This is a genomic window from Pseudanabaena yagii GIHE-NHR1 (assembly GCF_012863495.1).
Classification (GTDB): domain Bacteria; phylum Cyanobacteriota; class Cyanobacteriia; order Pseudanabaenales; family Pseudanabaenaceae; genus Pseudanabaena; species Pseudanabaena yagii.
Map to the genome: position 1 here is coordinate 2,209,020 of NZ_JAAVJL010000001.1, position 17,581 is coordinate 2,226,600.

Annotated in this window: 19 protein-coding genes and 1 pseudogene; 14 read left to right on the forward strand and 6 right to left on the reverse strand. The window is 41.5% G+C overall.

What is annotated here, in order from left to right; genetic code table 11:
• Positions 1–47: 47 nt before the first annotated feature.
• Complete coding sequence (locus tag HC246_RS10080) at positions 48–1,034, reverse strand: IS110 family transposase (protein ID WP_169363273.1); 987 nt, start codon at positions 1,032–1,034, stop codon at positions 48–50.
• Between the two features lie 512 nt (positions 1,035–1,546).
• On the opposite strand from HC246_RS10080, the gene HC246_RS10085 reads away from it, so the two are divergent.
• On the forward strand, positions 1,547–2,338 hold the full coding sequence (locus tag HC246_RS10085) for an IS5 family transposase (RefSeq protein WP_169363274.1): 792 nt from the start codon (positions 1,547–1,549) through the stop codon (positions 2,336–2,338).
• Here the strand turns inward: HC246_RS10085 and HC246_RS10090 are convergent.
• Positions 2,328–3,424 (reverse strand): annotated as a pseudogene (locus HC246_RS10090) (ISAs1 family transposase). The gene HC246_RS10085 and the pseudogene HC246_RS10090 sit on opposite strands and share 11 nt — an antisense overlap.
• A 327-nt stretch (positions 3,425–3,751) precedes the next feature.
• Here HC246_RS10090 and glnT point away from each other — a divergent pair.
• Positions 3,752–5,059: a type III glutamate--ammonia ligase gene (gene glnT / locus HC246_RS10095; protein ID WP_169363275.1), complete on the forward strand. Its 1,308-nt coding sequence runs from the start codon at positions 3,752–3,754 to the stop codon at positions 5,057–5,059.
• Between the two features lie 241 nt (positions 5,060–5,300).
• The gene (locus tag HC246_RS10100) at positions 5,301–5,807 is read left to right on the forward strand and encodes a hypothetical protein (protein WP_169363276.1); all 507 of its coding nucleotides are present in this window, start codon (positions 5,301–5,303) and stop codon (positions 5,805–5,807) included.
• A 141-nt stretch (positions 5,808–5,948) separates the two neighbouring features.
• Here HC246_RS10100 and HC246_RS10105 read toward each other — a convergent pair whose 3' ends face one another.
• Complete coding sequence (locus tag HC246_RS10105) at positions 5,949–6,539, reverse strand: Uma2 family endonuclease (protein WP_169363277.1); 591 nt, start codon at positions 6,537–6,539, stop codon at positions 5,949–5,951.
• Positions 6,540–6,701: 162 nt separating this feature from the next.
• On the opposite strand from HC246_RS10105, the gene HC246_RS10110 reads away from it, so the two are divergent.
• From HC246_RS10110 to HC246_RS10120, 3 genes are all read left to right on the forward strand, one after another.
• Positions 6,702–7,583, forward strand: a complete 882-nt coding sequence (locus HC246_RS10110; RefSeq protein ID WP_211167676.1) for a methylated-DNA--[protein]-cysteine S-methyltransferase — start codon at positions 6,702–6,704, stop codon at positions 7,581–7,583.
• Positions 7,584–7,738: 155 nt separating this feature from the next.
• The gene (locus HC246_RS10115; RefSeq protein ID WP_169363279.1) at positions 7,739–8,155 is read left to right on the forward strand and encodes a XisH family protein; all 417 of its coding nucleotides are present in this window, start codon (positions 7,739–7,741) and stop codon (positions 8,153–8,155) included.
• The gene (locus tag HC246_RS10120) at positions 8,143–8,478 is read left to right on the forward strand and encodes a XisI protein (protein WP_169363280.1); all 336 of its coding nucleotides are present in this window, start codon (positions 8,143–8,145) and stop codon (positions 8,476–8,478) included. The genes HC246_RS10115 and HC246_RS10120 overlap by 13 nt, the downstream gene beginning before the upstream one ends.
• A gap of 112 nt (positions 8,479–8,590) precedes the next feature.
• On the opposite strand, the gene HC246_RS10125 is transcribed toward HC246_RS10120, so the two are convergent.
• Positions 8,591–9,229, reverse strand: a complete 639-nt coding sequence (locus HC246_RS10125) for an NADPH-dependent F420 reductase (protein ID WP_169363281.1) — start codon at positions 9,227–9,229, stop codon at positions 8,591–8,593.
• Positions 9,226–9,942, reverse strand: a complete 717-nt coding sequence (locus HC246_RS10130; RefSeq protein ID WP_169363282.1) for a type 1 glutamine amidotransferase domain-containing protein — start codon at positions 9,940–9,942, stop codon at positions 9,226–9,228. The genes HC246_RS10125 and HC246_RS10130 overlap by 4 nt, the downstream gene beginning before the upstream one ends.
• 96 nt (positions 9,943–10,038) lie before the next feature.
• On the opposite strand from HC246_RS10130, the gene HC246_RS10135 reads away from it, so the two are divergent.
• The 7 genes from HC246_RS10135 (at position 10,039) to rnc (ending at position 15,028) form a co-directional block, all read left to right on the forward strand.
• The gene (locus HC246_RS10135) at positions 10,039–10,950 is read left to right on the forward strand and encodes a LysR family transcriptional regulator (RefSeq protein ID WP_169363283.1); all 912 of its coding nucleotides are present in this window, start codon (positions 10,039–10,041) and stop codon (positions 10,948–10,950) included.
• A gap of 205 nt (positions 10,951–11,155) precedes the next feature.
• Positions 11,156–12,499, forward strand: coding sequence for a nicotinate phosphoribosyltransferase (locus tag HC246_RS10140; protein ID WP_169363284.1), 1,344 nt, complete (start codon positions 11,156–11,158; stop codon positions 12,497–12,499).
• A gap of 131 nt (positions 12,500–12,630) precedes the next feature.
• Positions 12,631–12,861 (forward strand): DUF433 domain-containing protein, encoded by a 231-nt coding sequence (locus HC246_RS10145; protein ID WP_169363285.1) that lies wholly within the window; start codon positions 12,631–12,633, stop codon positions 12,859–12,861.
• Positions 12,862–12,894: 33 nt separating this feature from the next.
• Positions 12,895–13,152 carry a hypothetical protein gene (locus HC246_RS10150; RefSeq protein ID WP_169363286.1) on the forward strand — a complete coding sequence of 86 codons (258 nt, stop codon included), beginning with the start codon at positions 12,895–12,897 and terminating at the stop codon, positions 13,150–13,152.
• Entirely contained in the window at positions 13,145–13,564 is a 420-nt protein-coding gene (locus HC246_RS10155) for a pepsin/retropepsin-like aspartic protease family protein (RefSeq protein WP_169363287.1), read from the forward strand. The genes HC246_RS10150 and HC246_RS10155 overlap by 8 nt, the downstream gene beginning before the upstream one ends.
• A gap of 363 nt (positions 13,565–13,927) precedes the next feature.
• A complete protein-coding gene (locus HC246_RS10160) occupies positions 13,928–14,248 on the forward strand; it encodes a Txe/YoeB family addiction module toxin (protein WP_211167677.1) in 321 nt (106 codons plus the stop codon).
• A 96-nt stretch (positions 14,249–14,344) separates the two neighbouring features.
• Positions 14,345–15,028, forward strand: a complete 684-nt coding sequence (gene rnc, locus HC246_RS10165; RefSeq protein ID WP_169363288.1) for a ribonuclease III — start codon at positions 14,345–14,347, stop codon at positions 15,026–15,028.
• A gap of 632 nt (positions 15,029–15,660) precedes the next feature.
• On the opposite strand, the gene HC246_RS10170 is transcribed toward rnc, so the two are convergent.
• Entirely contained in the window at positions 15,661–16,251 is a 591-nt protein-coding gene (locus tag HC246_RS10170; RefSeq protein WP_169363289.1) for a sulfite oxidase-like oxidoreductase, read from the reverse strand.
• A 726-nt stretch (positions 16,252–16,977) separates the two neighbouring features.
• Here HC246_RS10170 and HC246_RS10175 point away from each other — a divergent pair.
• Positions 16,978–17,571, forward strand: coding sequence for a DciA family protein (locus tag HC246_RS10175; protein ID WP_169363290.1), 594 nt, complete (start codon positions 16,978–16,980; stop codon positions 17,569–17,571).
• Positions 17,572–17,581 lie beyond the last annotated feature (10 nt).

The window sequence follows — 17,581 nt, forward strand, 5'->3', positions numbered from 1 at the left end:
AATTTTAAATAGATAGAACTGTAGATACTGTCTTGAGTAGCAAAAAGTCAAGAGGGAATTTGAACAAAATTGGGATCGAAAGAACGCTGAGACTTGAGAACGCCAAAGACCTGTCGTAACAGCTTGTTCATGACAGCGCCAATGACAGACATTTTGGACTTACCCTTAGCCGTAAGGCGATCGCAGAAAGCAGCAATCGGTGAATTATAAAGCCGAGCAACAATCGCAGGCATAAATAGAGCTTTACGCAAACGCGAATTACCAATTTTAGATAAACGTGGTTTGCCATGAATCGAAGAACCAGAAGAAAACTCACGGGGAGTTAAACCTGCAAAAGCGGCTAGTTGATCAGCAGTATCAAAGGCAGAAATATCACGAATTTCTGCGAGTAATACAGTTGCAGTCAAATCAGCAATACCAGGAATGGAAGTCAATAAATCCCGTTGCGATTTCAAATGAGGGTGTTGATCAAAGTGCTGACGGATCAATTTCTTGGTCATCTCAATTTGCTCTTTGAGAAAATCAATGTGGGCAGTAATTGCCTCAACCAAAATTGGGTCAGCCGTAGTAAGACGATTCTGCTCTTGTTGCTGCATAGCGGTTAAGCTATCTAAACGATGCACCAATGCTTGAAGTTGCTCAATTTCTAATGGTGGTGGTGTCCATGGTGCAGGTTTTAAAGCAGCACAAAATCTGGCAATAACTTTGGCATCAGCACGGTCTGTTTTTGTGCGACTTAATTCACTCTTGCCAAAGGCTTTGGGACGTGATGGATTGACGATACTTACTTTGTATCCTCTTTCTACTAAGAATCTAGCTAAAGCATTACCGTAAGTACTGGTGGCTTCCATGCAGCTATGCAAGTTTGTCACATTTTGAAGGTTTAGCCATTCTTGTAATTCAGCAAATCCTTCAGGATTGTTGGCAAATACTTTGCTCTTAATTTTGGCGTTACCTTGGATGAGGGCAACATCAAATTTGGCTTTGCTGATATCTATTCCTAAAACATCACATACTTCATTGTTATTGTTCATCAGTGGTTTCAGTCCTCTTGCTAGATTTGTCCATCAAGCAATCAGTGGTATTGAACTATCCTTGTGAATGCAGGTTTACCTGTTGGGCGACCTCTGATACTGTCCAGTCTTTACTTGTTTCTACTGTCTAAGCAGAGACAACTCTATCTACAGTTCGGGCTTGGTGTCCCTAGGGGCAAAACGAGTTTATCTTTGCTTTTGCTTGTTTGGATTGTAGTAAAGATTTTATCTTTTACTTTTCTTCCTAGATACAAGGGGCAAAGTAATTTCTAATACACCGTTTAAATAAACAATTCTTGATCTGCGCTTGTCACCAAGGTCTTGGAGGATAGATTCAAATTGTTGCCAGTTGATATCGTGGAGGACTGCAGGGCAACCGCATAAAAAAGTCAAAGGTTAAGGAGATGAATAAGATAAGCCAGATCCCAAGCCGCCTTAGAAAGCATTTAAGAAAGCAAGGGCGCACTAAAACAGGTATGAATACTGGTGAAGTCTAGTATCAGCCAGCCAAAATGCGCCAAGCCTATAATACCGATTTATCCAATGAAGAGTGGGAAATAATAGCACCAATGATGCCAAAACCATCAAAATTGGGGAGACCACCAAAAACAAATTTTCGGGAAGTGCTGAATGGGATTTTCTACATAGCCAAGAATGGTTGTACATGGGAAAATCTGCCCCATGATTTGCCACCATATTCAACGGTCTACTTCTACTTTCAAAGATGGACAAAAACAGGAGTTATAGCTGAAATCAATTACCAGATAAGCACACAAGTACGATTAGCTGATGGTCGAGAAGCAACACCGAGTCTAGCCAGTCTCGATAGTCAAAGTATTAAAACCATGGATAGTGCAGGTAGTCGTGGTATTGATGGTGGAAAAAAGGTCAAGGGTCGCAAACGCTTCATCATGGTTGATACGTTAGGGTTAGTCTTTGGCGCTCTCGTATGCCCAGCAAATGTTGGGGAGAGAGCAGGAGCGATGAGACTATTAGCAAATCTCAAGTATCCACTGAGCCGCTTACAAAAGATATTAGTTGACAAGGGATTCTCTGGCGAGGATATCACCCAGTGGGTTAAAGACAACTTTAGTTGCACTTGGGAAGTAAGCAAACGGGCTGAAGCGCAGAAAGGTTTTGTTGTTGAATCAAAGCGTTGGGTAGTGGAGAGAACCTTTGCTTGGATAGGCAAATATCGTAGACTTAGCAAGGACTATGAATTTTATGAGAATATCTCGGAGTCGTTTATTTACATAGCTTTGATCCGAAAAATGCTTAAAAATCTTACTGCTGTCAATTCTTAAATGCTTTCTTATTACGTTTCACCCGCATACTGAACTTAGAAGACTTATCGCGACTTAAGAGATTAAGAGCAAAGTGACGCAGCATCGCCATATTTTCAGGAGAATTATCTTTGCGAATACAGCATCTTCGTGAAAAGAGACATCTAAAACCCAATGTAAAGAATTTTCAATCGACCAATGAGTACGAACAGCATTGGCAATAAGAGCAGCATTAGAAGGCAAGCTAGAAAGGTAGTAGCGATTTTCAGTGGAGACTTTCCCATTGATTCTGCGTTCACTTTGAACTAAGGCAATAGTCTGTAAACCAGCCCATAGAGGCAATTGAGTCAGGTAATCCAAGTTAGATAAAGTCCAACAACGTCGAATTTCTAAACGCCCATGTCCTTTATCTATGGACTGGCAAAAGTCATGGTCTACATCCACAAAATCAGTGTTTATAGCTTGCTCAAATAACCACTGCACATCTTCAAATAGTCCTCCCTGATTACCTTTGAGCGCTAAGACATAATCGGCTCCTTGTTGCACGATTTGGCTAGCTATTTCTTTCTGGCAGCCCATTGCGTCAATCGTCACAATACAACCTTTAATTTCCAGCAGTTTTAATAACTCTGGTATGGCGGTGATTTCGTTGGATTTTTCATCGACTTTGCATTGACCTAATACCAACCGATTTGCGCTTGCCCATGCACTCACCATGTGAATTGCGCCTTTGTCTGCTCCTCGGTCGTAGGATTGTCTCAAGGTTTTGCCATCAATGGCTACTACCTCTCCCTGCAGCGCTTGACTTACTGATTTCACCCAACTGATGAAGCTATTTTGCATCTGTTGCGGGTTCAGTCGTGCAAACACTCTTGCAAATGTGTCATCACAGGGTATCCCATTCGGTAATTGCAGAAATGTCCCCAGCCATTCTTGTTTTGATGCTCCAAATAGCGCTATGTCTTCCCAGTTTTCTCCCCCACTTATCACCGCGCAAATTGCGATTACGATTATGTCTAGCAAGTTATGCTCTTTCCCCCGATTATCTCTCGGGTCTTCTACTCCTTCAAAGTGTCTTAGCAAACTGACTTCGATAGGGGTATTCATTGCTGTTTTACTTTTGTTATTTTCTCCTAATTTTATTCACTTTTTTATGCGGTTGCCCTGTGGAGGACTGTACTTTGTCCTGCTAAGGTTTCAATCTGTGAGATTCTTAATAGGGTGGTCATCTGCATATCTCCTAGCTTTATTCATCCAGCGATCGCTATTTACAGTTTACGCTAGCTACACCGAATCAGAAAAACCGTTTGCAAACAACAAATTCGCCTCAGAAAAGGTTCATTGAAATATTATTGACAAGATTGATACTAGACTGCATTCTAATTTGCGCGATAATCCCGATTGCTGAGAGATAAACATTGTGATTACGGGATTATGACTAAGGCTCTATCGGAAATTGCTCAAGAAAAAGGGATTCGTTACTTTCTCATTTCCTTCACTGACCTGTTTGGCGTGCAACGCGCTAAATTAGTGCCAACCGCAGCGATCGACTCGATGGAAGCCAATGGCGCAGGATTTGCAGGATTTGCCACATGGCTCGATATGACACCCGCCGATCCTGACCTCTTCGCCATTCCCGATCGCAATAGTCTTTTCCCCTTACCTTGGCAACCCGAAATTGGCTGGATGCCTGCCGATCTCTACATGAATGGCGAACCCGTCAAACAAGCCCCACGCTATGTTCTCAAGCAAGCCCTGAGCCAAGCTGAAGCCATCGGCTATCGCGTTAAAACTGGTGTGGAATGCGAATATTTTCTGCTCTCTGCGGATGGTACGGATATTTCTGATTTAAGCGATCGCGCTAGCAAGCCCTGCTACGACCAACAAGCCCTGATGCGCCGATTCGATATTATTGCGGAAATCTGCGATGCCATGTTAGCGATGGGTTGGGAAGCCTATCAGAACGATCATGAAGATGCGAATGGTCAGTTTGAAATGAACTGGACTTATGCTGATGCTTTGGTCACCGCCGATCGCCATGCCTTTTTTAAATATATGGTCAAAGCGATCGCTGAAAAGCACGGCTTCCGTGCCACCTTTATGCCGAAACCATTCCCTCACTTAACAGGCAATGGTTGTCATACCCATCTCTCCATTTGGGATTTAGAGGGAAATACGAATCTCTTTGATGACGAAAAAGGAGAACTTGGTCTATCGAGATTAGCCTATCAATTTATCGGCGGCGTATTGCATTCCGCCGAAGCCGTCTGCGCTTTCACCAATCCCACCGTCAATTCCTACAAACGGATTAATGCCCCCGTTACTAACTCTGGCGCAACATGGTCACCTAACACGATCAGCTACACAGGCAACAACCGCACCCACATGATCCGCATTCCCGAAGCAGGTCGCTTTGAGTTTCGCCTCGCCGATGGAGCCGCAAATCCCTATCTCCTCCCTGCTGCCCTCATCGCCAGTGGTCTCGATGGCATCAAACACCAACGCGAAGCAGGTCAACGTTATGACAATAATTCCTACACCGATCCACTTCCCTTTGGCACAGTGAAACAGTTGCCAGCTAATCTTTTGGATGCGCTGCGATGTTTACAAGCAAATACAATTTTGCCCGATGCGTTAGGCTTAGATTTTGTGCAATCCTACATCAAGTTAAAGCAACGCGAATGGAATGATTATAGTACTCGCATTAGTCCTTGGGAATTGGAAAACACTTTAGATTGCTAATGATTGATACCGTGAGAACCAATGACATTGACTTCTTTCAATTATCCTTAAAATGAGTGAAGTCAATGTCAAGTACTAAGAGTCTATGTATTGAGAAAAACTTAGCAAGATACGGGTGGATTTATTACTAAAACATTTGATAGATTGCGTATTCTAACAATCAATGAAGGATGAGATTGGGATTCTTCTAACAAGCTTGTTTATAATCAGGTAATAGTTAGGATTTAAAGTAGAGAAATTTATGGCGACATTCCACTCAGTCATTGCTCCTGATCATCACCATCTTGCTGCAATTGGTCGCATCGTAGTCCTGTGGACATTTGTAGAGCATTCAATCGAAAGCCTTGTATGGGAACTTGCTAATCTCAAGCAACCTTATGCTCAATCTGTTACCACACATCTACAAACTCTTGCATTGATCGATATGTCTAAAACATTGCTCAACCAACATTTTGCTGGTACTGACTTGGAAGAACGCTCGAAAACACTTCTCAATCGCATTGCAAATCAACTTCGAGTAAAGCGCAACATGGTGGTGCATGGAATATGGAGTCCCACAGGAACACCTGAAAAAATCTCAATAATGCAGACTACTGCTCGTGGAATATTAAATTTCAAAGTTGGGGAAGAGATGACATCCAATGACATTCTTGATATCGCTGCTGAAATTGATGAGTGTCTTTTTCAGCTTACCAAACTGAGCTTTGAAGTGTCTAATGCATTACAAACAAAACTATCCTCTCCATAGATTCAGACTCGCAACGTTAGGTTGAATTATTCTCCTTTTGACAGTATGAACTCCACAATAGAAACTACGATAGATGAGACTATTAGTGATCATGCTACCTATAAACTAATGTTGTTTGGAGATTTTCTTCAGGAGGTTAATTTACTGATTGCTTAACAATTTACGCCATGCTCTAACCATTGCAGGTTCTTGATCGGGTTGGATGTATTCGACTATTAGGTTTAAATCGAGATTGGGAAAGAATTGGCTTTGAGCGATCGCATTATATCCACTGCGATCGCTATTGATACGATAAAGAGCAAATTTCCCATTTTGATAAAACCAAACTTCGGCAATTCCTAATCCCTGATAAACCTCCAATTTATCAATACCGCCACTAGTGACAGTTATCTCGATCACTAAGTCAGTCAATTCTTGACGCTGACCAATGCAGAAGCTTTCATCGGTTTCTAATCCCCTCGCCGTTAATTCTGATTTACAAGTGGCTGAGCCGCAACTAAAGAGGTCAATATTCATAACATCTGCATAGACGTACAACAATCTCGCAATCAGCGTTTTCAGCATTTCATGCTCTGGCGAAAGCGTCACTATTTCTAATGCTCCTTTGAGATAGGTGAGATGGAGATTTTGATGTCCAGAAAATAGATCGATAAAGGTTTGGTATTGCTGCCAAGTTATGTCATAGAGAGCAATACGTGGTTCAGCGATCGTGGTTAAACTATTACCATTCATAAAAACTATCCATCTTAATCCACCAACAAAAGATCTTATTGGCGATCGCATTGCTAACTAGTCTACTAGCATTTTAGAAGATCGCAAGAAACGGTTAGCTTAAATATCAAATCATTGCTAAATTGAGTGTAAACCCTCGTATTTCTGAGCATGAACTCCCCGATGGACAAATTTCTAGACGAGAATATTAGCGATCGCGCAACCTATGAACTGATGGCAAAAGCGATCGCCTTTATTCGTCAGAACCATCGACAACAGCCAGACCTCGCCGCGATCGCGCAACAGGTACATCTGAGCGAATATCACTTTCATCGCTTATTTACCAAATGGGCAGGGATTAGCCCCAAGCGATTTTTGCAATATCTGACGGTGGAATATGCTAAGTCTAAAATTGCGGAAACAAAGAACCTATTGGAATTGACGGGAGATGTCGGTTTATCTAGTTCAGGACGATTGCATGACCTATTTGTGAACCTTGAAGCAATGTCACCGCAAGAGTTTAAGACTGGTGGTGCGGGTTTACAGATTTACTATGGCATCCATGAAACGATGTTTGGTGATTGCCTGATTGCCACGACAGAGAGAGGTATTTGTAATTTGTATTTTCTCGATGGAATGGATGATCAAGCTGCCGCCTTAATGCTGCGAGAGGAATGGTCAAATGCAGAAATTATTGGTGATCGCCAAATTACGCAACCAATTTGCGATCGCCTATTTAGCCATCTGCCAAATCTGAATACCACGAAACAACCGCCCCTCACACTCTATGTCAAAGGTACTAACTTCCAAATTCAAGTATGGCGAGCGCTTCTGCGGATACCCTTTGGTGGGATTACGACTTATCAGGGCTTAGGGCGATCGCTTGGTCGTCCTAATGCTGCTAGAGCGATCGGTAATGCTGTTGGCAGTAATCCCATTAGTTACCTCATTCCTTGTCATCGTGTGATTAGAGAATCAGGTGAACTAGGCGGCTATCGCTGGGGATTAGAACGTAAGACAGCTATATTGGGCTGGGAAGCTAGTAGCTCTAGTAAGTTATGTTAGAGATCGGATAACACACCGCATATTTAAGATCCACTACACTTCGTATTACACAAAATTAGCGATCTGATTATCTATTTCAACTAGAAAAGTTGATCTCGCCATCAGGATTTAAATTACCCTATAATTGCTAGTAAAATGGAGAAAGATAATAAACAATGGCAGCTAAAGATAGATTTCACGCTGCGGTTAGACTTGCGCTGGAAAAGGAACAATGGGATATAACCGACGATCCACTACGGCTGGAAGTCGGTGGCACTAAGCTTGAAATTGATTTAGGTGCAGAGCAATTGCTAGCGGCAGAGAGAGGTACAGAAAAAATTGCAGTTGAAATAAAGACTTTCTTGAGTGATTCTCCACTCACGGATTATCATGCTGCATTAGGACAGTTTTTAAATTATCGGCTTGCCTTAGAAATAATTGATCCAACACGCATTTTATATTTAGCAGTTCCTGTAGGTGCGTATGAATCTTTTTTTAGGCGAGAATTTACACAAACTTCATTAGAAAGATATCAAATCGCACTAATCATTTACGACCCTTTTCAAGAGGTGATTGTCCAATGGATACCATAGAATTTTACCGCAGTGTAATTCAGTCGTTATTGTCAGCTTATGCGGCTATTCCGATCGCCAATGGATCGATTGAGTGCTATACGGTTTTTGATACAAAACAAGACCATTATCATGTGATGAATGTGGGATGGGATGGTCACCGCCGAGTTTATGGTTGTGTTTTACATTTAGACATTAAAAATGGAAAGATTTGGATTCAGCAAAATATGACGGAAATGCGGATTGCCCAAGAACTTGTTGCTTTAGGGGTAGCAAAGGAGGATATTGTGTTGGGATTTCAGGCTCCTGAAATGCGGGAATATACAGGTTATGCAGTTGCTTAGGGTTATACAATTTAAAAAAGGAACCGATTTTTGTAGCGCGGCTTTGCCGCGCTACAAAAATCGGTTCCTTTTCTTACTGCTCGTCAATATTAGGATAGGAAGCTAATCATAACTAGCGCTGCAACATTGCCCAAACAAAACCTGAGCCTTTGCCTTGAACTCTTGCCATCTGAATCCATAGCAAAGTCATATGTTCTAAATGTAAGCTCATGGATAATTTACCTGTATCTACTGGTTCCCACCCTAATTGGGAACAGAGAGAACTTACTGTTTCTTTGGCAGATTGATCATTACCAGCAATCAACATTGCAGGTTTGAGATCGCCATAGCCAGCATAGGTAATATCTTCAAAGTTCTCATAGCCGTATATAGTAAAGGCTTTCACCACATGGGTATTAGGCACAAATTCTTGAACGGTTTCACTACCAGAGATTTGGCTTTGTAGACCATGTGATAAATTTGCACCAACGGGATTAGTGCAATCCACTAAAATTTTGCCGTCTAGTAATGATTTCACAGGAGCAAGTGCCGTCTCGATCGCATTAAAAGGAGTTGCTAAAAACACAATTTCTGCTTCTTGGACAGCTTCTAGCGGAGATTTGACGATCAGTTCAGAATTACGGTTAGTAGCTTCTAAAACTGATTTGGATTGAGGATCGCGGGCAGCGATGAAGACTTGATGACCGAGTTTTTGTAAGCGATCGGCTAGGGGTGCGCCGACATTGCCAGTGCCAATGAACGCAATTTTCATCCAGTTACTCCTAATGCTTCTAATACTAATTTTGCAGTTTCTGAACCAGAGTTTTGCTGCTGACCTGTAATCAAATTACCATCACGGATCGCATGGGGGGAAAACGGTGCTTGAGTCACAAAATTAGCCCCTAATTGTTTTGCTTCATCCTCAATCCGAAAAGGCATTACTTTCTGACCAACAACTTGATCCGCATAGTCTTCTTCGCTATTGGCAAAACCTGTAATCGATTTTCCTTGAATTAAATATTCTCCGTTAGGGAGTTTGGTTTCCAATAATAGACAAGTGCCATGACAGAGTGCCGCCGTTGGTTTGCCCGTTGCATAGAAGTTGCTAAAAAACTGTACGAGATTTTGATCTTGGCGGAAGGTGAACATCGGCGATTGACCACCACAGACAACGATCGCATCGAAATCATCAATATTTAGCGTAGCGATCGCAGGTGTATTTTCCAGCAATTGCATAAATTCTGGTTGATTAATGTATTGCAGAGACAGGACATCATCTTTGGAGTAACCCGAAGCATCACGGGGATCGCTCAAGCTATCAAATTCGACTTTACCGCCCTTGGGACTAGCGATCGTCACCTGACATCCTGCATTCACAAATGCATCATAGGGATGAATCAATTCCGCAGCCCAGAAGCCAACGGGAATTCCTAAAGTCGTTGAGGTGGAGGGATTGGCAACAATTAAGAGAATATGTTTGCTCATGGAAAGTTGGGATTGAATCAAAAATCACTAGATCAAGTGTGGATCGAGTATCATTCATTTGTCCAATGGATAATTTGTATAAAAATCATTCATCCCATGAATTTTAATTTGAGTCAGATTGACCTCAATCTATTGGTAGTGTTTGATGCGCTCATGCGCGATTGCCATGTCACCCGTGCGGGAGAACGCATTGGCTTGAGCCAACCTGCCACTAGTAACGCTCTAGCACGATTGCGATATCTGACTAAAGATGAATTATTCATCAGGGCAAAATCAGGACTACAACCCACACCTGTTGCGATCGCCTTAGCAAACCAAATTCAACCTGCTTTGCAACAGATTCAGATAGCTCTTTCATTGGCAGAGAGTTTCGAGCCAATGACTAGCGATCGCGTATTTGCTATCGGCATGACTGACTATGTGGAATTTGTGCTGTTACCGCCATTGTTAGAGAAATTAGAACAGGTTGCCCCAAATCTTAAAATCCAAGTGCGAACAGGTGATCGGCAGCAGTTATTTGATTTATTGGACAATGGTAAAGTCGATCTCATTTGTGGACTATTTCCTGAACAGATCCCTTGGCATCAAGAACAGTTACTTTTCCAAGAGCGATTCGTTTGTGTCTGTCGTCAAGACCATTCCTTAATTCAAGATTCTCTGTCATTAGAAGAATATCTCACAACTTCCCATCTCCTCATTTCAATTAAAGAAGATATGGTTGGGAGAGTTGATGATACCCTTGCCATCCAAGGACTCAGCCGTAATATCAGGATTTCTATTCCTCATTTTCTGGTTGCGCCCTCTATCATTGCGCGTACAGACTTGATTACTACTCTCGCAGAACGAGTTGCGATCGCTTTTGCTAAGGACTTGAACCTCAAAGTTTTTCCTTGCCCCTTAGAAATTGATGGCTTTTCCGTAGTCATGCGCTGGCATCAAAGCACAACCAATCAAAGCACCCATAAATGGTTACGCCAGCTTTTTAGCGAAATTGTAGTCAATATTTAAAGTTGTATCTACTATAATTGCTGTAAGACTCAATATATAAATCTTAGGTTTTATCATCTATATTTTAGGTGTAAAAACCTCTAAGTATCTAGATTCCATAATTTTAGCTATCAGCAATTTCAAACTTTGAAAACAAAAAATACACTTGCAATTTTGGTAAAAATAACTATAATAGATATATATACAAAACTACCTCACTAAAGCCATGAGCGCGATCACTGTCAATCCTGCTGTGAGCCTGAAATCCGATACTCTGAACATCGCTACGGATGAATATGGATTGCTCACTGACCTTTATCAACTGACGATGGGTGCTTGTTATGTGCAAGAGGGATGCGATCGCAAGCGGGCTAGTTTCGAGTTATTCGTGCGTCGTCTTCCTGAGGGATTTGGCTACCTCATCGCCATGGGTATCGCCCAAGCCGTGGAATACTTGCAAAATCTTCATTTCACCTCCGAGCAAATCGCCGCCTTACAAGCAACAGGAATATTTGAGAATGCGGATCAACGATTTTGGGAATTGCTAAAAAACTTCCGTTTTGAAGGTGATCTCTGGGCTGTTCCTGAAGGTACGGCTATGTTTGCTAATGAACCTTTTTTGCGAATCGAAGCTCCCCTCTGGCAAGCGCAATTAGTGGAAACCTATTTACTAAATGCCATCAACTATCAAACCCTCATAGCCACCAGAGCCGCCAGAATGCGTGATGCAGCAGGCGATCGCATTACCCTTTTAGAATTTGGCACAAGACGCGCCTTCAGTCCCCAAGCTTCACTCTGGGCAGCCAGAGCTGCACTCGCCGCAGGAATGGATGCAACTTCCAATGTATTAGCTGCCCTCAAACTCGGCAGGCAGCCCAGTGGCACGATGGCTCATGCGTTGGTCATGGCACTGAATGCTACCGAAGGAAGTGAAGCCCAAGCCTTTAGTGCATTTCATCAAGTTTTTCCGAATAGTTCTCTCTTAATCGACACCTTTGATACGATCGCTGCTGCCCGTAATCTTGCCGAAAAGGTCAAATCTGGTGAGATGCAAGTGAAGGGAGTTCGCATTGACTCAGGAGATATTGCTACTATTTCTAAGGAAGTGAAAGCCCTGCTCCCCGATGCTGCAATATTCGCTAGTGGCGATATCGATGAAGCTGAGATTCTCCGTTTAAAAGCTTTAGGAGCGCCCATCGATGGCTATGGTATAGGTACAAAATTAGTCACAGGTGCGCCTGTAAATGGAGTTTATAAGTTAGTCGAAATTGATAATATTCCTGTTTCCAAAAAGTCAAGCGGTAAACAATCGATCGCTAGTCGTAAACAGGTTTGGCGTAGTTTCGAGAATGGTGTAGTAATTGGCGATCGCCTCACCCATATTTCCGAGATTCCTCAACCCGATGAGCAACCTCTCTTAGAACTGATCATGCACAATGGTGAGTTATTGAAACCTTTGGATGATTTAGATGCGATCGCCCAACGCACTCGTAAATCAGTGCAGTCCTTACCTCAAGCAGTTCGCAATATTACTAATCCAGAGACGGTTTCTGTCAAAGTTGATATGTAACGCGAATCCTGACTAATGACTCAAGCAATTTGGGACATTACTGACTTATCTAACACAGGTTAAATAGATAAACATCATCTATTTAGCCTGTGTTAGACTTTGACTAGCTTGTTGCTTAAAAAGAGGCAAATATGAACTACCGAAACATTATTACAATTGAGGCAGATAAACGAGGTGGTAAGCCTTGTATTCGCCGAATGCGTATTACTGTATATGATGTTTTGGGTTGGTTGGCATCTGGAATGTCTCATGCTGAAATCTTAGATGATTTCCCAGAATTGACAGAGCAAGATATCAGGGCTTGTTTGGAGTTTGCTGCGGATCGAGAACCTAGATTGATGGCTGTTGTGGGTGCTGCGTGAGATTACTATTTGACTAAAAATGGAGTGACCAATATGCCTCTCACTGAGCTTTTACCAACTGTTAGCCAATTAACTCATGAGGATAAACTACGGTTAATCCATTTTCTTTTGCTTGCTATAGCGAAAGAAGAAGGTTGTAATTTGGACACAACACAGGTTAATCCAGAGAAAAATCTACTCAATCAATTAGAATCAACTGATGCGGTCGTATGGTCGCCTCAAGCAGATGCTCAAGCAGTTACAGCATTGTCAGATCTTTTGATATCCGCAAAGGAAAAAGCAAATGCTTAATGGACAGCGTTTTAATTTCACTGAGAAAGTTGATAGCTCTGGGCGATCTGTAGTTATGCCCTATTTACCTTTGCTGCTTACTAATGGCAGTCAATCTGTAGAAGTGGTGGCTTTATTAGACACTGGGGCAAGTGTAAACGTATTACCCTATGACATGGGCTTACAGTTAGGAGCAGTTTGGGAAGATCAAACGGTAATAATTCCGTTAAGTGGAAATCTTTCTCGCAGTGAAGCAAAAGGTTTAGTTTTGTCTGGTACTATTGGAACTTTCTCAAGCACTTTGCTCGCTTTTGCTTGGACTCAATCAAACGACTCACCTGTAATTCTTGGACATATGAACTTTTTTACTGAGTTCAATGTTTGTTTTTACCGCCATGAGTTAGCTTTTGAGGTTTGCCTAGTATCAATGTAATGCGATCGCCCAGCACATTAAAAGAGATCGAAATTAGTGCATCACAAATAAAATAATAATTCAGTAAATTTATTTGGTAAAAGACTATTGACAAATAAATTTAATCATAGTTAGATAAGTCATAACAGATCAATATTAAGTAATCACTATTTGATTTTCGTCTTAGGCATAGCACCCAATTTTTTGTTTTGTCCACTCTACTGTTAAGTATAAATTTGCTTTATTGGTAGAAAGTACTATGCCTAAGACGGTAATTTTCAAATATTTCAGTAGTTCGTGCTATCTATCTACGCATGGATACTGGGCATATAAAAACTTGATATTTCAAGTCTGTTAAACAATTATTTAACGGAGTACTTTGAAATGACTAAGCAAACGAGTAAAAAGCCAAAAGATGCTAAAGAACATCATTCCGAAGTTTCTGGACGTATGGCGAAAATGGATCAACAGTTTCTTACTGATATGGAATCGATGATTCTGGAGAATCAAAAAGGAGCACTTCGCTTAATACGAATGATGCGCGAAGTTTTAAACAATCCATTCGAGGGGATTGGAAAGCCAGAGCCTTTGAAACATGAGCAAGGCTGGTCACGTCGAGTAAATGATTATGATCGTCTACAGTATTCTGTAGAGAATGATTATATTCAATTCTCTAAGGCTTCAGGTCATTATATTCGCAACTAATGCGTTATAGCATTTCACAGTCTAGTGAAGTACGGGATTATGAAACGCTATATTTTGACTAGATGATTATCTTTCTAACAAATATACTCAACAAAAATGCATAAACTTTTAATTTTCAATGACGAAAAATTATTTCGTCGTGCGCTTACTCATCGCTCTTTTGTGAATGAAAACTTTAATGAATCTGGACATAATGAAAGACTAGAATTTCTTGGCGATGCCATTCTTAATTTCATTAGTGGGGAATACCTATATGAACAAAATCCTGAAATGGCAGAAGATGAAATGACTCGTAGACGTTCTGCTCTTGTGGATGAAAAACAACTTGCTCGATTTGCGACTGAAGTTGGGCTAGATTTTAGAATCCGTTTGGGAGAAGGCGCAAAAAGAGAAGGTGGTTATACCAATCCTAATATTCTGAGTAGTACATTTGAAGCAGTTGTTGGTGCTTACTACTTAGATAATAATCGTAATATCGAAGTACTTCGTCCTCTAATAGAACAACTATTTGACTCTGTACCAAAAGATGTCATGGTTGTTCGCTCCAGTATAGATTCTAAAAATAAACTACAAGAATTCGTGCAGGCAAACGGAGCAACAACTCCTCCAACTTATGACACGGAGCAGGTTGGCGGAATGTCTCATGCTCCCGAATTCCTAGCTAAAGTCTATGTCAATGGCAAAGTTTGTGGTGAAGGAAAAGGGCGTAATAAGAAAGATGCAGAAAAAGAAGCTGCTGCTGATGCACTAGCTAAACTGAAAAAACGGGGATTACTATAGATACTCAACTCCAAAAACACTTAAAAATTTGTCTGACTTGAGCATTGTAGTGATTGACCAAATAAATTATCTAGTGGAATTTTAATGAGTGGCGGCACTTTGTGCCGCCACTCATTATTGAGGTATTGTGATTTAAAAACTGGAAGCAGCATTTGCTAGGACTAAAAATGCGATCGCACTTACAAAAAACTTTGCTGAAAAAACTAGAACATCAAAAATAGTCATTGTTCTGTGGGGTTAGAGAGTGGAGAGAGCATTTGCCAAAACTAAAACAGCGATCGAGCCAGCGTAAAACTTGAAAATAAATCCGCCGAAATGAAATACTGACATTGTTTAGTTCCTCACTTCCTTAATTCTCGATGTACTTAGTATCAAGCTTTTCTATAGGTAAGGACGTGACATACACCTTTGAGGTTGCGTGATGATTTAGCCTCAAAAGTGTGATCGCGATCGCAGATATTATAAGTAACCTTAAAACCAGAGCGTGGGTCGCCCGCGTAGCGGGCGACCCACGCTCTGGTTTTGGTTTTTAATTATGTTGAACTACTTAAAGCGCTTTGCATATGCAACCAAAAAACAAGAAATTTTTAAAAGTGTTGCAAATCAACACTTTTAAAAATTTCTTGGTGTATTTAAAAAGAGCTATATCTTTCCTCAGCAAAAGGCTCACCCCGATGGTGATAGCCATTGCGCTCCCAAAAGCCAAGTTTCATCTTGTCGAGAAATTCTAAACCATTAATCCATTTGGCACTTTTCCACGCATAGAGATGGGGAACTACTAGGCGCATTGGACCTCCGTTGTCGATGGGTAATGGCTGATCAAACAGAGTATGCGCGAAAAAATTCTCTGATCTCGCAAAATCTTCCATTGCAATATTGGTAGTGTAACCACCATAGCAATGTTCCATTAAATGCACTGCTAGCGGATCGACCTCGATATATTTTAAAAAATCCGTAACTCTTACTCCTTTCCATTTCACATCTAGCTTTGACCATGTAGTGACACAGTGGAAGTCTGCCGTAAATTCAGTTTGCGGCATCGTCATAAAGTCATCCCATGTGAAGGTTTTCTCAGTGGCAAGCCCCCAGACTCGCAATTGCCAATCTTGACGCTTGATTTCTGGCGTATCTCCATAGGTCATGATTGGGAAGCCATTGGTCAGTCTCTGTCCTTTAGGAACGCGATCGCTATTTGAGCGCGATTGAAATAAGCCGCCAAACATAGAAAATCCTCATGCACAATATCTTTGCTCAATATTATCGCCATTATCGCTTGATCATTTTTGCCTAAAAAACAAGGAGATTTGCCAAGAATGGCTTACTCATCAGCAATTCCTATAAGAGTTTTGAGTGTTTATTGTGCCTATGTCAAAATCTAAATAGGTAACGTCAGTTCGGGTTAAGCTGGCAAATTTTAAAAGCCCAAAAGTAAGAGCCTTGCGTAGCAAGGCTTTTACTTTTGGGCTTTGAGAGAGGGTTTGCGTAGCAAACCCTCTCTCAAAGCCAATTTCAAATTATCCCGAACTCGCGTTAGGTAAGGCTCTTGCGGATAAAAAATGCCCCACCAAAGTTATCTAGCTTCGACTCCGCTCAGCTAACGTTCGACATCGCTCAGCTAATGTTGACTGAGCGGAGTCGAAGCCACAAGTACTTTAGCAATAGGCGGTGCTTATCCTTACCACAATATTTTTAACGTCAGTTCGGGTTAAGCTGGCAAATTTTAAAAGCCCAAAAGTAAAAGCCTTGCTACGCAAGGCTTTTACTTTTGGGCTTTGAGAGAGGGTTTGCGTAGCAAACCCTCTCTCAAAGCACGTTTCAAATTATCCCGAACTCGCGTTATTTTTAGGACTACCAAATAAACATCGCTATAGCAAAAGTGTTAATCTTAGGACTGGATGATGCTCAGCGAGGCATCATGCTAGAGCAAAAGTTTTGTTTGGTTTACGATCATGTCCCTTACAGGATTACCAAATATTTTGCATGACATTCAGTCACGCACGAGTTGGCAGCAGCGCTGTCAATATTTGCTGATTGTCGAAAAATGGGCAGATATCGTGGGCGAATCGGTAGCTAAGCAAACCTGTCCGATAGGGGTATATCAAAAGTCTTTGCAGGTGGCGGTATCTAGTCCCGTGTGGTCACAGGCGCTTACCTTTGAGCGGGTGCGACTCCTTGCCAAGATTAATAAGTTATTAGGGAGTGCCAATAATTTAGCGATCGCCGATATCCATTTCTCAACGGCAAAATGGGCAACACATCAGCAAACTCTCCAACAGAGTAAAGTTATAACCGCAGATCATCCGAGTTATTTACCTGCGATCACCACAGATACAATCACAAAAAACGCCAAAGGTCATCAAAAAAGGCAAGTACCTAAACCTCCTGAAACGGCTAGTGAAGCATTTCAGCGTTGGCAAGAAGTTATGAAATTAAGGACTAATCAAATGCCAAAATGTCCTCGATGCGATCGCCCTGCATTGATAGGGGAAATATCCCGTTGGCAAATGTGCCGAGTCTGTGCGATCGAACATTTATTTAATTAACCCATTCTGC

Excerpts from the sequence above, each read along its gene's own strand:
- HC246_RS10080 (WP_169363273.1), bottom strand. The coding sequence starts at position 1,034 with ATGAACAATAACAATGAAGTATGTGATGTTTTAGGAATAGATATCAGC.
- HC246_RS10085 (WP_169363274.1), top strand. The coding sequence starts at position 1,547 with ATGCGCCAAGCCTATAATACCGATTTATCCAATGAAGAGTGGGAAATA.
- glnT (WP_169363275.1), top strand. The coding sequence starts at position 3,752 with ATGACTAAGGCTCTATCGGAAATTGCTCAAGAAAAAGGGATTCGTTAC.
- HC246_RS10100 (WP_169363276.1), top strand. The coding sequence starts at position 5,301 with ATGGCGACATTCCACTCAGTCATTGCTCCTGATCATCACCATCTTGCT.
- HC246_RS10105 (WP_169363277.1), bottom strand. The coding sequence starts at position 6,539 with ATGAATGGTAATAGTTTAACCACGATCGCTGAACCACGTATTGCTCTC.
- HC246_RS10110 (WP_211167676.1), top strand. The coding sequence starts at position 6,702 with ATGGACAAATTTCTAGACGAGAATATTAGCGATCGCGCAACCTATGAA.
- HC246_RS10115 (WP_169363279.1), top strand. The coding sequence starts at position 7,739 with ATGGCAGCTAAAGATAGATTTCACGCTGCGGTTAGACTTGCGCTGGAA.
- HC246_RS10120 (WP_169363280.1), top strand. The coding sequence starts at position 8,143 with ATGGATACCATAGAATTTTACCGCAGTGTAATTCAGTCGTTATTGTCA.
- HC246_RS10125 (WP_169363281.1), bottom strand. The coding sequence starts at position 9,229 with ATGAAAATTGCGTTCATTGGCACTGGCAATGTCGGCGCACCCCTAGCC.
- HC246_RS10130 (WP_169363282.1), bottom strand. The coding sequence starts at position 9,942 with ATGAGCAAACATATTCTCTTAATTGTTGCCAATCCCTCCACCTCAACG.
- HC246_RS10135 (WP_169363283.1), top strand. The coding sequence starts at position 10,039 with ATGAATTTTAATTTGAGTCAGATTGACCTCAATCTATTGGTAGTGTTT.
- HC246_RS10140 (WP_169363284.1), top strand. The coding sequence starts at position 11,156 with ATGAGCGCGATCACTGTCAATCCTGCTGTGAGCCTGAAATCCGATACT.
- HC246_RS10145 (WP_169363285.1), top strand. The coding sequence starts at position 12,631 with ATGAACTACCGAAACATTATTACAATTGAGGCAGATAAACGAGGTGGT.
- HC246_RS10150 (WP_169363286.1), top strand. The coding sequence starts at position 12,895 with ATGCCTCTCACTGAGCTTTTACCAACTGTTAGCCAATTAACTCATGAG.
- HC246_RS10155 (WP_169363287.1), top strand. The coding sequence starts at position 13,145 with ATGCTTAATGGACAGCGTTTTAATTTCACTGAGAAAGTTGATAGCTCT.
- HC246_RS10160 (WP_211167677.1), top strand. The coding sequence starts at position 13,928 with ATGACTAAGCAAACGAGTAAAAAGCCAAAAGATGCTAAAGAACATCAT.
- rnc (WP_169363288.1), top strand. The coding sequence starts at position 14,345 with ATGCATAAACTTTTAATTTTCAATGACGAAAAATTATTTCGTCGTGCG.
- HC246_RS10170 (WP_169363289.1), bottom strand. The coding sequence starts at position 16,251 with ATGTTTGGCGGCTTATTTCAATCGCGCTCAAATAGCGATCGCGTTCCT.
- HC246_RS10175 (WP_169363290.1), top strand. The coding sequence starts at position 16,978 with ATGTCCCTTACAGGATTACCAAATATTTTGCATGACATTCAGTCACGC.